Raw genomic sequence first — 15,017 nt, forward strand, 5'->3', positions numbered from 1 at the left:
CTCTACACCTCCTCATTTATTAAATAATCGCTAAAGCTCAATTTTTCAGATTCATCTTCCAGTTCATCTTGTTCCTGTTCATTTTGTTGTAACTGTTGTTTGAATTGTTGACCAAACTGACCTTGTTCTTTTGAGTTACGGTCTGTTTCTTGGAGACTCTGAGCGATATCAATTCGATCCATTTGGATATTTGCATTTGCAAATGCCTGTTTTAATTGGTGTAATTGGTTATCTAAAAGTTCTTTTCCAATTGTGGTTGTTGTTAATAACCTAGCGGATAGCACACCATCTTGTTGCATAATTTCAATTCGAATCGAGCCTAGATTTTCAGGATAAAGCTTTAATAAAAGCTTTGTTGTTCCTGATGTGCTTGATATTTGAGTGCGATTTAGTAGATTTTGAATTTCTTTTGCAAGAGCCTCAGACTGTCCTCCCTTTTCAGTAGGAAGAGTTATTGTTATCGTTTTTGTCGTGTTTGTGATATTAGATGTTAGAGCAACTGTGTTTTGTGCTGATCTAGTTGACTCGGTTGTCTCTGTCACAGTGTTTTCAGCAGATTCGGTACTTTTCACTAATTTCTGTACAACCTGTTCAAAGCCTTGTAATGAAGCTTTCCCAGTTAGGCTTTCAGGTAGTTGCGTCGATAGAATGCTACTCTGTGGACTCATCTGCTTTGCAACACTTTGTAGCATCTGATCAACTTGTTCTAAAGTTGATAATTGATTCATATACAGATCCGTATTTTTACCCGATACTTGAGCTAACTTCAGGAATTGAACTAGCTGTTCTGCTTGTCTAGGTGTTACTTTTTGTTCGCCTTGCAGGGCTGTAATTAATTGCTGGACGATTTCCGTATCTTGACCTAATACAGAATTGATCAGTTGCCATACATCGTTTGCCGCTTCTACTTTAGCACCAGTCAGTTGCTCTATTGTCTCTGCCAATTGAGTAGGCTCAATACCTAGCACTGAAAGCAAGTTATTCAAGTTCATCATTTCATCAAAAGATAACGCTTGGCCATGTTCACCAACTTGTATTGTTAATAAACCTTCATCATGTTGAATTCCTAATAAATCAATAACTTCTTCCATAGAATTAGCGGATAATAGATCCCCTAATTCTTCGAGATCAATAGATTCTTTCGTTCCTTCATTCGTTATAGAAGGTTCATTTTGGGATGAAGCCACTACAGCTTGATTTAGGACATCTCCAAAGCTCTCCGACTTGGCTGTTGTTTGCCTTGATGCTACTGATGATTGAGTTGAAGCTACCGTTGATTGGTTTTTGGCAATAGGTTTCGTGTTAATCCCCAAATTTGAAAACTGCATTATGCCTATATTCACTATTTCACCTCCTTTTATAAAGCAATGATTATTGCGATAGTAGTTCTGTGTAACGAGCGGCATCAGCAGGACTCATTTTAGCCAATACGGCTGATAAAATATCAGGCTGCATGCTTGCAAGAATTTTCACTGCTTCTTCATCACTCATTTCAACCAATATAGGTGCAGCTGATTTTGCCGACATTTGTTCAAAGGAATCTAATAAATCCTCGAATTCTTTCTTCGCTTCTGTTTGATCTCGCTGCAATTTTTCAATCTCGTATTGGAGTTGCTCTTGTACAGTAAGGCTTTCTTGATTCTCTGCTTTTGCACTCTCTAATTCTGATTGCAATTTTTCAATTTCTGCTTCTTTTTCTTTCACTTCTGCTTCCAAACCGACAATCTTTTCATTGTATTGGTTTGTTGTGTCTTCGATAGATACCTCTTCTTCTGAACCCTTTAAATTGGTTAGCTCTGCTGCCTTCTCAAAAACATTAAAGTTAGTAAATGTTGCAACAACTAGAAGAATAGCTACTATAAATAGCAACGGAATGATAAACCAAAAAATAAGCTTTTGAAAAATCCCTGGTGAATTACCTTCATGGGACACTGTATTTTCTTGTTTCGCTTTACCTTTTGCCATGAAATCACCTAAATTCTTTCTTTGTATACATAAGAGCTGAAAGTTCATCTAAATAAAGTGTTTCCGCTCTATCTTGCTCATTCTTGAATGTTGCAAAATCTTTTTCACGCATTTTTTCAAACTTACGTATTTCCAAGTTTTTTTCTAACAGTTTTTGTTCGTGCCAGTTCATTTTTGCACGGGCTTGAACCACTTTTTGCTGCACTTCTGTAATTGAACGTTCTAAACTACCAATAAAAGTCGCAAAGTGGTGGATTTCATCTATTGACGAACCAACTGTTAATCGATCATTCTGATAGGTAATTAAATCCTCTTTTTTCTTTAGAAGATCATATAGTTTTGTCGCTACTTCTTCAAAAAAACGTACTGACTCTTTATAAGCTTGTTCTGTTTGTTGTTTTTCTTGCTCACGAATCGTCAATATTTTCTCAAAGCGATATGTATATTGGACCATTACCTACCTCCACCATTTGATAATGCTATTATTTCGTCTACGGTATTATCTAGTGACACTTTATCTTTATAACCTTGTTTCAAAAAGTTCGTAATTAGCGGCTCATATTGAATAGCCTCATCAATTTCTTTGGATGTGCCGCGTTTATATGCACCAATGTTAATCAGGTCTTCTGATTTTGCATACGTATAGTAAAGCTCTCGAAGTCTTTCTGACGCCTTAACATGTTCAGGTAAAGAGATATGATTCATTAAACGACTTACACTTTTTAGTACATTGATGGCTGGATACTGCCCTTTGTTTGCAAGAGTTCGGTCTAACACGATATGACCATCTAGAATACCTCGAACTGTATCGGCAATTGGTTCATTCATATCATCCCCATCAACCAATACTGTATAGAAAGCAGTTATAGAGCCATGTTGGTTCGTACCTGTTCGTTCCAGTAATTTAGGCAAAATTGAAAACACTGAGGGAGTATACCCTTTTTGTGCTGGTGGTTCACCAGTAGCTAGACCGATTTCTCTTTGTGCCATGGCTACTCGGGTTACTGAATCCATCATCAACATGACATTCATTCCCCGATCTCTAAAGTACTCAGCAATGGCTGTAGCCGTGAAAGCTCCTTTAATACGCATTAATGCGGGTTGGTCCCCGGTTGCAGCTACAACGATCGACCGTTTTAAGCCTTCTTCCCCTAAATCTCGTTCGATAAATTCGAGCACTTCGCGGCCACGCTCCCCAATTAAAGCGATAACGTTTATATCAGCTTTTGTATTACGAGCAATCATACCTAACAGTGTACTTTTACCTACACCAGATCCGGCGAAGATACCAACACGCTGACCGTTTCCAACAGTCAGCATTCCATCAATTGCCTTTACCCCGACTTCAAGTTGGTCCTTGATTGGTGGTCTCTTCAAAGGATTTGGTGGTTCCTGATCTGTTTGAACAGTCATTAGTCCTCTAGGAAGAGCTGAGCCATCAAAAGGGTTCCCCATCGAATCCAATACTTTTCCAATCAGTTCAGGTCCTACTTTAACTTCAAGAGGCTTACCTGTACCTGCTACGAGACAACCAATTGAAATCTCGCGGATTGAAGTATAGGGCATTAACACAACAAATTCATTATTAAATCCGACGACTTCTGCTAAAATTATTTGATGACCATTTTTCGATGAATTCACATGTATTTTACAAACATCACCAATTGAACTTTCAGGACCTTGAGACTCAATCATTAAACCGACAACACGACTAACTTTACCAAACTTCTTAAACGTTTCAATTGTAGGTATTGTATCTATTAATTGAGCCGCTTTCATCCCATCATTCCTTACTGTCTAAAATTTCACTTAGTTTGAAACGAAGTTCACTTAACTGTTCGTCAATCGACACGACGATTCGACCATGGTTTGTTTCTATATAGCTTTCCGTTTGTTTCAAGTCTTCGTCAACGAAAACCAATAATGGTACATCCGTCGGGAACATCTCTATTAGCTCGCTTCGGTGCTGGGTAATTAAATGATGGTAAGTAGGTGATACATAGATTTTGATCTCTTTCATTTCTCTTGCTTCTTTGAGACCTCTTTTAACAATTGATAAAAACATCTCATCATCTCTATCTAAGGATGCACCAATAATCCGTTCGGAAGCTGTTAATGCAAGTTCCAAAATGACTTGCTCTTGTTCTTCAATATACTTTTGGGCAATTATACGAGAATCCTCAATGACTTTGTTTGCAACAGCCAGGGATTCCGCCATATCTACATGGGCTTTTTTCATGCCTTCTTCATAGCCTTGTTGAAAACCTTGTTCATAGGCATTTTGCTCTAAAACAAGTTTTTCTTCTTCCCACATTTTTTTTAGCTGATCCAGAATTTCTAATTGTTCTTGTCGATATCTTTCAAATTCTTGTTTTTGTGATTCGATTTCTGATGCTGCGCTCGATATAATCTCATCTCTTTGGGCATATATCTCGTCCATTGTTATTGCTGAACCTTGATTATTTTCTTCTCCGTCAAAATCAACCTTAAACAAGTTACGAACCTGTATCTCAACTTGTTTTTCTTGTTGCTGGACTGTACTGCTTGAGCGGATGATTCTAGACAATGACGTCATCTCCTCCACCACGAGCTATGATGATTTCTCCAGCATCCTCTAGGCGGCGAATAACCCCAACAATTCTTGATTGGGCATCTTCTACATCACGCAAGCGAACAGGACCCATAATTTCCATTTCCTCTTTAAATGTATCAGCCATACGCTGGGACATATTTCGGAACAAGATATCTTTTACTTCTTCACTACTTACCTTCATGGATAGAAGTAGATCTTCATTTTCACAATCACGAATAACTCGCTGAATTGAACGATTATCCAGTGTAACAATATCCTCGAATACGAACATTCTCTTCTTAATTTCTTCCGCTAGTTCTGGATCTTGAATTTCTAGCGCATCAAGAATCGTTTTTTCTGTTTGACGATCGACTCCATTTAATACATCAACAACTGCATCTACCCCACCAGTTTCCGTGTAATCTTGAGTAACTGTGGATGATAATTTCCGTTCCAGTATCGATTCAATTTCACTTATCACTTCAGGAGAAGTCGAATCCATCATGGCAATACGTTTTGCTATATCCGCCTGAACTTCTTGCGGTAATGACGACAATATAACACCAGCTTGTCCAGGATCTAAATAGGATAAAATTAAAGCAATCGTCTGAGGGTGTTCATTTTGGATAAAGTTAAAGATCTGTCCAGGATCCGCTTTTCTTGCAAAGTCAAATGGGCGTACTTGTAAAGATGACGTCAGGCGATTAATAATCGCCTGTGCCTGATCTTGCCCTAATGCTTTTTCTAAAACTGTCTTTGCGTAACCGATTCCACCTTGTGAAATATAGTCCTGAGCTAAAGCGATATGATGGAATTCTTCAATAATATCTTCCTTTATACCAGGTTCAACTTTTTTGACACTTGAGATTTCTAACGTAAGTCGTTCGATTTCCTCTTCATTTAAATGTTTATATACAGAAGCAGAAACTTCTGGCCCTAAAGAGATTAACAGTAATGCCGCCTTTTGCTTTCCCGTTAGTTCTTTTTCCTTTTTGGACATGTTCGAACACCCCCACTAATCTTCGGTAATCCAACTGCGTAATAGCTTTGCAAAGTCTTCAGGTTTTTCCTTCGCCATTTTTTCAAGCTGTTTACGGCGTATTGTTCCTTCTGTTTCTTTTTCTTCATTAATATCATTTACTCTGAACTCTTCTTGTTCTTCAAGAATTGTAAGTTCTTCTTCATCTTCTTTTCGTCTTCTAGAACGTACTATGAAGAATACGAGCAATAATATAACAGCAACTAGAATCCCGCCAATTACCCAAATCCACCATGGAATGATTGGTGTTTCTTCAGCAGTTGGTTCGTCATTGCCGTAAAACGGTTGAACTGAAACGACAACTTTTTCACTGATTTGTTCGTTTGTTAAGTCCCCTGCCGCTTCTTTATCAATAGTTGTACGAACAATCGTTGACAGTATTTGTTCGATGTCACTTCTAACGTCCTCGGATAGAGAAGCTGCATCATCAGGTGTTGGTGGCTCCACCATCACTTGAATTCCAATATCACGTACTTTGTATGGACTTTCTTGAATGTCTTTTGTAATGCGATTGACATCCTTGTTAATTGTTTCTTCTACTTTTTCGTAGTCTCCGTCACCGCTCGTTACTGAGCTATAATCGACGAAGTTATCTGTTCCCGCCCCTGCTTCTGGTGTTCCTGATGCAGCATCTACTCCGGAATATGATTCAGTAATTCGCTGGGCACTGATTTCAATTCCTTCCATATTTTCCTCATCTACAGGTACAACCAGATTCTCTTGACGGTTTTCTTGTTTAAAATCGATATCAGTTGTCACCGAAACAACAACCTTATCATTCCCCATTAAAGTACCGAGCATTTGTTGAACCTGTCTTTGCAAGTCCCGTTCGATTGTTTTCTTTACTTGCATTTGACCATCAACCGTCTCAACTGAGTTAGATCCAGATGATGCTGATTCCAAATCGAAATACTCTGAGTATTGATTTGTGATGACGATATTTTCTGTACTTAAGTTCGGAAGACTTTTAGAGACTAAATTATATAAAGTGGAAATTTGTTCACTTGAAAATTGATGGCCAGGTTCCGTATCCAAAACAATGGAAGCACTTGCCTCTTGCCCAGTATCATTTACAAATACACCCTGTTCAGGCATATTGATCATTACATTTGCATTTTTCACACCATCAATTTTCTTGATTAAATTTGCCAGCTCTGTTTGTGTAGCAGCAAGCCTGATGACATTAAATTCATTGTCAGTCATACCGAATCCCGCATTTGATGTGAAGAAGGAATTGTTGATCTCTCCGGATTCAGGATAACCTTGTGCAGCAAGTGATACAGTTAATGTATCTACTTGTTCTTCCGGCACTAAAATATTCGTTCCACCAGGAGCGATTTCATATGTTACGCCTTGCGCTGTCAAGACTTCGGCAATTTCTCCAGCTTCTGTAGCAGATAATTCAGTAAAAAGTGGAACCATGTTTGTTCTCGTTGAGAAATATGTAAGTATAGTTGCAAGAGCAATTACGCCGATTAATGTCCCAACAATTGCAACCTTTTGTTTTTTTGTACGACTCTTCCAAAATTGACTCGAGTCGCTTTTCACCTTTGTAAAACGCTCATTCATTAGCTATCCCCCGATTTTTGTGAATACACCCTATTCGACCTACCCAGGTGCATAAAAAATGTTCACCTGACGTAAAGTTAATGGTGCAGATAAAGAGTTGCTAAATGAAGTTAGATACTCATTCGCATAATTTCTTGGTACGCTTCAATTGCTTTATTGCGAACTTCCATCGTTGCATTTAAAGTTACACCCGCTTTTTGAGCAGTGATCATGACTTCATGTAAATCAACATCTTCTCCATTAATAAGCTTTTGTGTCATTGCATCTGATTGCATTTGTTGATTATTCACGGAAGCAATCGCATCCTTTAATGTATTAGCAAAAGATTGCTGCGCTTCAAATGGCGTAGCAGCCGGTTTTAGTTTATTTGTTTCATCTATTGTTTGCGTATTTGCAACAGATATTGATACTGGATTTATTGCCAAGTCGACTCCTCCCTTCCACCTAATTTATTTATTTACCTATTTCCAGGGCTTTTGTAAGCATTGATTTACTAGCATTTAGTACTGTTATATTTGCTTCATAAGAGCGAGTTGCAGAAACTAGATCTACCATCTCCGTCAATAGATCTACATTCGGCATTTCTACATACCCATCTTCGTTCGCATCTGGGTGAGTCGGATTATATACTAATTTAAATGGCGTCTCTGTATCGTCGTTTATTTTTGTGACTTTAACACCATTTCCAGCGTTCTCTTTTTTTCCCATCGCTTGATTCAGGAAACTAGAAAATTGACCATTATCCTCTGTCATCGTTACAGATTTACGGCGGTATGGCTCCCATTCGCCATTCACTTGTTTAGCTCGAGTCGTGTCGACATTTGCGATATTCGAAGAAATAACATCCATTCTTAAACGCTGCGCAGTTAACGCAGAGGCAGTTGTATTCATGCTTGTAAATATAGACATACTTATCTACCTCCCTTTAATGACTGTATTTAGACTATTAAATTTACTAGAGATTCGTTCAACTAAAGCATTATAGTAAATTGTGTTTTCTGCTAGACTTGCTTGCTCCGCATCCATATCAACACCATTCCCATTACTGCGGTAGTTAAAGTTTTCATAGCTATAAACACCTGGTGTGGATTGAGCTATCTCGAAGTCATAGTGCCGGGCATCTGTCCGCGTTGCAGAAATAGTCGATTTTTTTGCATCTGACAACATTTTCTCAAAACTGACATTTTTCGCCTTATAATTAGGAGTATCCACATTCGCAATGTTTTGAGCGATTGTTTTATTTTTTAACGAAGCATAATTCAACCCGTTTTCTAGTTTACTGATCGTCCCTCCGAACAAGTCCAAACTATTCACCTCAAAATCTATTTTTATATTACATTATATTTCAATACGATAACTTAATTTTAAAGTATAATACTACAAAGTGTCTATTGGCATTTGTTGTTTTTTAATAGTTAATAGGGACTATTTTTGTGAAAATTCGACTCATTTCCATTCACAATTCTCCACATTTTCCAATATTTCGACAGCATAAAGAGCTAATTTTTACAAGTAAACCTATTATCTATTATCATCTAGTAAATTGCGACCAGTAAATTATGTATATTATTTTAGACAAAAAAATAAGGTCCCGTCAGTCTATATGACAGAACCTTAATTTTTATTTCATTATTATTTCATCTTGATTTCAGCTAAGGCCATTAAGAACTTATCATTTAATACTTTAATGTAAGTACCTTTCATCCCTAAAGATCTAGATTCAATTACACCAGCTGATTCTAATTTACGTAACGCATTTACGATTACTGAACGTGTAATTCCTACGCGGTCTGCAATTTTTGATGCAACAAGTAATCCTTCATTACCATCCAGCTCTTCAAAGATATGTTCAATTGCTTCTAATTCACTATATGATAAAGAATTGATCGCCATTTGAACCACAGCTTTACTACGTGCTTCTTCTTCAATTTCTTCTGATTTCTCACGCAGGATTTCCATTCCGACTACAGTCGCTCCATACTCAGCTAAAATTAAATCGTCATCTTCAAAGCTTTCAGTTAATCTTCCTAAGATTAAAGTGCCTAAACGTTCACCACCACCGACAATCGGAACAATTGTCGTTAAACCGTTCTTGAATAGATCACGGTTTTCAGTAGGGAAGATTGTATGTTCACTGTTGATGTCGATATTTGGCGAAGTTTCAATAATTTCAAAAAGATGTTGAGCATAATCTTCCGGGAATTGGCGCTCTTCTACCATTTTTTGAATACGCGCATTTTCAATTTGTTGGTGAATTGAAATACCAAGTAATTTCCCTTTACGGCTTACGATAAATACATTGCTATCTATAATATCACCAAGAGTGTCAGCCATTTCTTTAAAGTTAACCGGCTTACCTGCTGATGCTTGAAGCATCGAGTTAATCTTGCGTGTTTTTGCTAATAAATTCATTTTAAAAATATCCTCCTAAGGGGTGCGTATAATAATTCACTTAATATTCTAAAGGTTTCTACAATTTATTGTAACTAATTAAACTCGAATTATAAGATAAATTGTGACAAATCTTTGTTTTTTGAAATTTTTTCGAGTTTTTTGTCGACGTATACAGGTGTAATTTCGATATGTGCCGGTGAAATTTCAGATGCTTCAAATGATAATTCTTCCAAAAGACGTTCCAGAATGGTATGAAGTCTTCTTGCTCCAATATTATCCGTTTCCTGATTTACTTCTGTAGCAATCTGCGCGATTCTTTCAATTGCATCATCTGTAAATTCAATCGTTACACCTTCTGTTTCCAATAAAGCTTTATACTGCAAAATAAGTGATTGATCTGGCTCTTTTAAAATTCTTATAAAATCTTCTTTGGTTAACTTCTCTAATTCGACACGAATCGGGAATCGTCCTTGCAACTCAGGAATTAAGTCACTTGGTTTAGACATGTGAAAGGCGCCTGCTGCTATAAAGAGCATAAAATCAGTTTTAACAGGACCATATTTTGTTGTAACAGTTGAGCCTTCTACAATCGGCAAAATATCCCTTTGTACACCCTCTCGCGACACATCTGCAGAAGATGTTCCACGACTGGCAATTTTGTCGATTTCATCAATAAAGATAATGCCTGATTGTTCTGCTCGTCGAATGGCTTCCTGAGCTAACTCATCTGTATCAATTAACTTATTGGCTTCTTCCACAATAAGGACACGTCGCGCATCCTTTACTTTCATTTTACGTTTTTTTGTTTTCTTTGGCATAAGGCTAGAAAGTATATCCTGCATTCCCGTAGCCCCCATGTCCATGCCCATACCAGGCATCAAATCTAAAAGTTGCGTATTTTGTTCAGTAACCTCAACTGTCACCCATTCATCTTCAAGTTTACCCGCTTTTAAGTCTTCAGAAACTTGAGAACGCTTTGAACGAGTTGCCGTTTCTTCTTCCGTTCTCTCTTCGTCCATGCTGTTGTTATTTTGGCCAAAGAGCATCTCTAATGGGTTTTGGGCCATTTTTGTTTTGACTTTAGAAGGAACAAGCAGTTTCACTAGCTTCTCATTTGCATTTAATTCTGCAGCATCTTTTACAGATTCCATCATTTCGTTTTTAACGAGTCTTTGCGAGCTTTCAACTAAGTCCCGTACCATCGATTCAACATCACGGCCTACATAACCTACTTCTGTAAACTTAGTAGCTTCCACTTTAATAAAAGGTGCGTTTGTCAATTTCGCAATTCTTCGCGCAATTTCTGTTTTACCAACACCTGTTGGACCAATCATCAAAATGTTTTTTGGAATAATTTCATTTTGCAATTCCTCACTTAAAAGGGAGCGGCGATATCTATTTCGTAAAGCGATGGCTACAGCTCGCTTTGCATTATTTTGCCCAACAATATGACGATTTAATTGTTCAGTAATCTGTCTTGGCGTTAAATTTTGTTTTGTCATTCTTCAAGCGCCTCCACTACAATATTATGGTTTGTATAAACGCAAATATCAGCAGCTATTGTTAATGCAGCTTTTGCTATTTGGCTAGCTGTAAGATGGTCCCCAGAGTATTGTTTTAATGCTCTCCCTGCAGATAGTGCGTAATTACCACCCGAGCCAATTGCTAATATGCCATCATCAGGCTCTATTACTTCCCCTGTTCCGGATACTAGCAATAGCGTTGACTGATCCATCACTAACAGCAATGCTTCCAACTGACGAAGCATCTTATCTCCTCGCCATTGTTTTGCAACCTCTACTGCAGCTCGCTGTAAGTTCCCACTATATTCATTGAGCTTAGTTTCAAACATCTCAAATAGAGTGAACGCGTCAGCCACTGACCCTGCAAACCCAGCCAACACTTTACCATTGAATAGACGTCTGACCTTTCTAGCAGTATGTTTCATGACAACCGAGTTTCCTAATGTAACCTGCCCATCACCTGCCATCGCACATTTCCCGTTATGATGAATAGCAAATATGGTAGTAGCATGGAATTGTTCCATTTTCATTCCTCCTAAAATCAAGCTCGCGGATGAGTATTCATATAAGTAGTTCGAAGATGTTCTTTCGTTACATGTGTGTAGACTTGCGTTGATGACAAACTCGCATGGCCAAGGAGTTCTTGCACTGTCCTTAGATCGGCTCCCTGATTCAATAAATGAGTAGCAAAAGAATGTCTCAACATATGTGGATAGATTTTCGTATGCATTGACGCATTTTTAATCATTTCGTCAAGTATATAACGTACACCGCGAGGAGTAAGTTCTCCCCCGCGCATATTCACAAAGAGTTTTTTATGATTACTATTTTTCATCAGCCTAACTCGAACTTCTTCTAAATATTGACTTAATGCCTCGTGCGCATACTGTCCAAACGGAATAATCCTTTCTTTTCTCCCCTTACCCATCACCCGAATTATGGAATAGTGAAAGTCGATGTCTCCCACTTCTATTGATGTACACTCACTTACTCGAATACCTGTTGCGTACAATAATTCTAATAAGGCCATATTTCGCACCGACTTGTCATCAGCACCAATATTTCTTTCGAATAACTGAGAAAGCTCTTGTTCATAGAAGAAATTAGGCAATCGCTTTTCTTTTTTGGGATGGTAGAGTGAACGAAATGACGAATCATCTAGGTTGTATTCACGATTTAAGTATTTAAAAAAAGAACGAATGGAAGAAATTTTTCTTGAAATCGAAGTTCTTGCTTTCTTTTCATCATAAAGTTTTGTTATATATACCCTTGCATGAATATATTCAACATCGTTTAGATTTGAAATACCTTCAGATTTTAAAAAATTCAGAAAATCATTTAAATCAAACTCATATTCCCTAACAGTATGTACTGAGAAGTTTTTTTCTAGTTGAATATACTTGAGGAACTTATCTAGGCTTTCTGCAAATGTTAGAAACAAATAGCAAAACACCTCCAATAATATTACATGAAAAATAGGGTGAACTTTTTAATGCGTTAAAAAGGGGTATGAACCTTAAACCTTTTTAAGGTCTTTCAAATTTTATAGGAAATATTGAAAACATACATTATGACACTAAACCTATCTTGGAAAGATATCAAGTATTTAGTAAATAAAATTATTAAAAATGTGTGAACTCATAGGTTCTTGATAGTTGTTAGGTTTGTTTTTTGCATTTTTTTACATTCTTGTAACTACAGATTATTCCAACAATCAGCATAAAAAGAAAATGCCTCATAAATTATAACAATTTAATGAGGCATTAAGCAATTATACTGTTTGAGAATTCACAAAATTATGAATTGTCGTTAAAATGAGGCTTGCTTTTTATTTAGCACGTGAGAATGTAATTATTGTGAAGGTGCTTCTTCATAATCACATTTGGTACATTGAATTTGAACACCTTTTTTAATTTTCTTCTCAACTAAAAGTGAACTGCATTTTGGACAAGGTCTACTAATTGGCTTATCCCAAGAGACAAAATCACATTCTGGATAAGTGTTGCATCCATAGAATAAGCGTTTCGTTTTACTTTTTCTTTCTACGATCTCCCCTGGTTCACAGCCCGGACATTTTACACCAATTGGTTTCATAATCGCCTTTGTATTTCGGCATTCAGGGAAGTTTGAACAAGCCATGAATTTTCCGTATCTACCTAATTTATAAACCATAGGAGAACCACAATTTTCACAATCTTCTCCAGCTGGTTCATCTTTAATCACAATTTTTTCCATAACCTCATCAGCGTGTTTTACATGCTTTTCAAAGTCTTTATAGAAATCATCGATGATTTTCACCCAGTTGGTTTGACCTTCTTCAATTTTATCAAGGTCTTCTTCCATTTTTACTGTAAATTCGATATTTATGATTTCCGGGAAAAATTCTAATACGAGCTGATGAACGATTTCCCCAAGTTCCGTTGGTACGAAACGTTTTGCATCTAATTGAACATACCCTCGTCTTTGAATCACATCTAGAGTCGGTGCATAAGTAGAAGGTCGACCGATGCCTCTTTCCTCAAGTTCTTTAACAAGACGCGCTTCAGTGAAACGTGGAGGCGGTTGTGTAAAGTGTTGTTTCGGTTCAATTTCCAAAGACTTCACCGTATCGCCAACTTCCATTTCTGGAAGTAGTTTCGTCGTTTCCTCTGTTTGGTCATCAGTTCCCTCAATATAAAGCTTCATGAAACCAGGGAACTTTACATGGGAACCATTTGCACGGAATTGAACATTATCATTTACTAAATCTACCGTCACTGTATCTAATACCGCAGGAGCCATTTGACTTGCAATAAAACGCTCCCAAATTAATCGGTAAAGTCGCAGCTGATCACGACTTAAAAATGCTTTTAGCTCATCCGGCGTTCTCATTGTACTCGTTGGACGGATTGCTTCATGGGCATCCTGGGCATTCGCTGATTTTTTTGTTTGCTTCGTTTCTCCTACTACATAGTCTTTCCCGTATTTTTCACTGATGTAGCTAACCGCTTCAGCTTTCGCACTGTCAGAAATTCGAGTAGAGTCTGTACGCATATATGTAATTAACCCGACAGTACCTTCTTTTTTTCCGATATCAATACCTTCATATAATTGCTGAGCGAGCATCATTGTTTTCTTTGCACGGAAATTTAATTTTCGAGCCGCTTCTTGTTGTAAAGAAGATGTTGTGAAGGCTGGAGCTGCATTACGTTTGCGTTCCTTTTTAACAACATTAGCAACTTGAAACTCATTGCCCTTTAGACCTTTTAAAATCGAATTTACTTGCTCTTCGTTCGTTAGTTTTACTTTTTCTTCACCATTGCCATAGTAATAGGCGTCGAATTGCTTCTTCCCTTTTTCAAAGTTAGCTTCAATCGACCAATATTCTTCCGGAACAAAGTTTTTAATTTCTTCTTCTCGATCGATGATAAATCGCAGTGCGATCGATTGAACGCGGCCAGCAGATAATCCTTTTTTCACTTTTTTCCACAGGATTGGACTAATGTTATAACCTACTAGTCTGTCCAAAATACGTCTTGCTTGTTGTGCATCCACTAAGTCCATATTGATTGGACGGGGATGCTTAAAGGATTCTAAAATAGCATCTTTGGTAATCTCGTTAAAAACCACACGGCAATCAGAAGTTATTTCGATATTTAATGCTTGTGCTAAATGCCATGCAATCGCTTCTCCTTCGCGATCGGGATCGGCTGCTAGATAGATTTTTTTGGCTTTTTTCGCTGCTGATTTTAAATCCTGCAATACCGGACCCTTCCCGCGAATTGTAATGTATTTTGGTTCATAATTATTTTCTGTATCAATCCCTGTTTGGCTCTTCGGCAAGTCACGAACATGACCAATGGAAGCTTTTACTTTATATTTCTTCCCCAAATACCTCTCAATTGTTTTTGCTTTTGCTGGTGATTCTACTATCACTAAATAATCTGCCATCTATATTCTTCCCCCTTGTAGAGGT

15 protein-coding genes are annotated in these 15,017 nt (G+C 37.5%); all 15 read right to left on the minus strand.

What is annotated here, in order from left to right:
• Positions 1–2: 2 nt before the first annotated feature.
• Positions 3–1,343, minus strand: coding sequence for a flagellar hook-length control protein FliK (locus tag ACFQU5_RS05460; RefSeq protein WP_390285542.1), 1,341 nt, complete (start codon positions 1,341–1,343; stop codon positions 3–5).
• Positions 1,344–1,371: 28 nt separating this feature from the next.
• Positions 1,372–1,965, minus strand: a complete 594-nt coding sequence (locus ACFQU5_RS05465) for a MotE family protein (protein WP_390285544.1) — start codon at positions 1,963–1,965, stop codon at positions 1,372–1,374.
• Positions 1,966–1,969: 4 nt separating this feature from the next.
• Positions 1,970–2,419 carry a flagellar export protein FliJ gene (gene fliJ, locus ACFQU5_RS05470; protein ID WP_390285546.1) on the minus strand — a complete coding sequence of 150 codons (450 nt, stop codon included), beginning with the start codon at positions 2,417–2,419 and terminating at the stop codon, positions 1,970–1,972.
• Positions 2,419–3,744 (minus strand): flagellar protein export ATPase FliI, encoded by a 1,326-nt coding sequence (gene fliI, locus ACFQU5_RS05475; protein ID WP_390285548.1) that lies wholly within the window; start codon positions 3,742–3,744, stop codon positions 2,419–2,421. Before fliI ends, fliJ begins: the two co-directional genes overlap by 1 nt.
• 4 nt (positions 3,745–3,748) lie before the next feature.
• A complete protein-coding gene (gene fliH / locus ACFQU5_RS05480) occupies positions 3,749–4,540 on the minus strand; it encodes a flagellar assembly protein FliH (protein ID WP_390285550.1) in 792 nt (263 codons plus the stop codon).
• Positions 4,524–5,537 carry a flagellar motor switch protein FliG gene (gene fliG, locus ACFQU5_RS05485; protein WP_390285552.1) on the minus strand — a complete coding sequence of 338 codons (1,014 nt, stop codon included), beginning with the start codon at positions 5,535–5,537 and terminating at the stop codon, positions 4,524–4,526. The genes fliH and fliG overlap by 17 nt, the downstream gene beginning before the upstream one ends.
• Positions 5,538–5,552: 15 nt before the next feature.
• A complete protein-coding gene (gene fliF, locus ACFQU5_RS05490; protein ID WP_390285554.1) occupies positions 5,553–7,145 on the minus strand; it encodes a flagellar basal-body MS-ring/collar protein FliF in 1,593 nt (530 codons plus the stop codon).
• Between the two features lie 110 nt (positions 7,146–7,255).
• Complete coding sequence (fliE, locus tag ACFQU5_RS05495) at positions 7,256–7,525, minus strand: flagellar hook-basal body complex protein FliE (protein WP_486395122.1); 270 nt, start codon at positions 7,523–7,525, stop codon at positions 7,256–7,258.
• A gap of 73 nt (positions 7,526–7,598) precedes the next feature.
• Positions 7,599–8,054: a flagellar basal body rod protein FlgC gene (flgC, locus tag ACFQU5_RS05500; RefSeq protein ID WP_390285560.1), complete on the minus strand. Its 456-nt coding sequence runs from the start codon at positions 8,052–8,054 to the stop codon at positions 7,599–7,601.
• Positions 8,055–8,060: 6 nt separating this feature from the next.
• Entirely contained in the window at positions 8,061–8,450 is a 390-nt protein-coding gene (flgB, locus tag ACFQU5_RS05505; protein ID WP_390285562.1) for a flagellar basal body rod protein FlgB, read from the minus strand.
• A 327-nt stretch (positions 8,451–8,777) separates the two neighbouring features.
• Positions 8,778–9,557, minus strand: a complete 780-nt coding sequence (gene codY, locus ACFQU5_RS05510) for a GTP-sensing pleiotropic transcriptional regulator CodY (protein WP_390285564.1) — start codon at positions 9,555–9,557, stop codon at positions 8,778–8,780.
• Between the two features lie 89 nt (positions 9,558–9,646).
• A complete protein-coding gene (gene hslU, locus ACFQU5_RS05515; RefSeq protein WP_390285566.1) occupies positions 9,647–11,041 on the minus strand; it encodes an ATP-dependent protease ATPase subunit HslU in 1,395 nt (464 codons plus the stop codon).
• Positions 11,038–11,586 carry an ATP-dependent protease subunit HslV gene (gene hslV / locus ACFQU5_RS05520; protein WP_390285568.1) on the minus strand — a complete coding sequence of 183 codons (549 nt, stop codon included), beginning with the start codon at positions 11,584–11,586 and terminating at the stop codon, positions 11,038–11,040. Before hslV ends, hslU begins: the two co-directional genes overlap by 4 nt.
• Positions 11,587–11,603: 17 nt before the next feature.
• Entirely contained in the window at positions 11,604–12,503 is a 900-nt protein-coding gene (xerC, locus tag ACFQU5_RS05525; protein ID WP_390285570.1) for a tyrosine recombinase XerC, read from the minus strand.
• A gap of 410 nt (positions 12,504–12,913) precedes the next feature.
• Positions 12,914–14,992, minus strand: a complete 2,079-nt coding sequence (gene topA, locus ACFQU5_RS05530; protein ID WP_390285572.1) for a type I DNA topoisomerase — start codon at positions 14,990–14,992, stop codon at positions 12,914–12,916.
• Positions 14,993–15,017 lie beyond the last annotated feature (25 nt).

The organism is Ureibacillus sp. GCM10028918, assembly GCF_042666115.1.
Lineage (GTDB): Bacteria > Bacillota > Bacilli > Bacillales_A > Planococcaceae > Ureibacillus.

Bases quoted from the DNA above. Each gene is read 5' to 3' on its own strand.
- hslV (WP_390285568.1), bottom strand. From the start codon at position 11,586: ATGGAACAATTCCATGCTACTACCATATTTGCTATTCATCATAACGGG.
- topA (WP_390285572.1), bottom strand. From the start codon at position 14,992: ATGGCAGATTATTTAGTGATAGTAGAATCACCAGCAAAAGCAAAAACA.
- flgC (WP_390285560.1), bottom strand. From the start codon at position 8,054: ATGTCTATATTTACAAGCATGAATACAACTGCCTCTGCGTTAACTGCG.
- fliH (WP_390285550.1), bottom strand. From the start codon at position 4,540: ATGACGTCATTGTCTAGAATCATCCGCTCAAGCAGTACAGTCCAGCAA.
- fliG (WP_390285552.1), bottom strand. From the start codon at position 5,537: ATGTCCAAAAAGGAAAAAGAACTAACGGGAAAGCAAAAGGCGGCATTA.
- codY (WP_390285564.1), bottom strand. From the start codon at position 9,557: ATGAATTTATTAGCAAAAACACGCAAGATTAACTCGATGCTTCAAGCA.
- hslU (WP_390285566.1), bottom strand. From the start codon at position 11,041: ATGACAAAACAAAATTTAACGCCAAGACAGATTACTGAACAATTAAAT.
- fliJ (WP_390285546.1), bottom strand. From the start codon at position 2,419: ATGGTCCAATATACATATCGCTTTGAGAAAATATTGACGATTCGTGAG.
- ACFQU5_RS05465 (WP_390285544.1), bottom strand. From the start codon at position 1,965: ATGGCAAAAGGTAAAGCGAAACAAGAAAATACAGTGTCCCATGAAGGT.
- fliF (WP_390285554.1), bottom strand. From the start codon at position 7,145: ATGAATGAGCGTTTTACAAAGGTGAAAAGCGACTCGAGTCAATTTTGG.
- fliI (WP_390285548.1), bottom strand. From the start codon at position 3,744: ATGAAAGCGGCTCAATTAATAGATACAATACCTACAATTGAAACGTTT.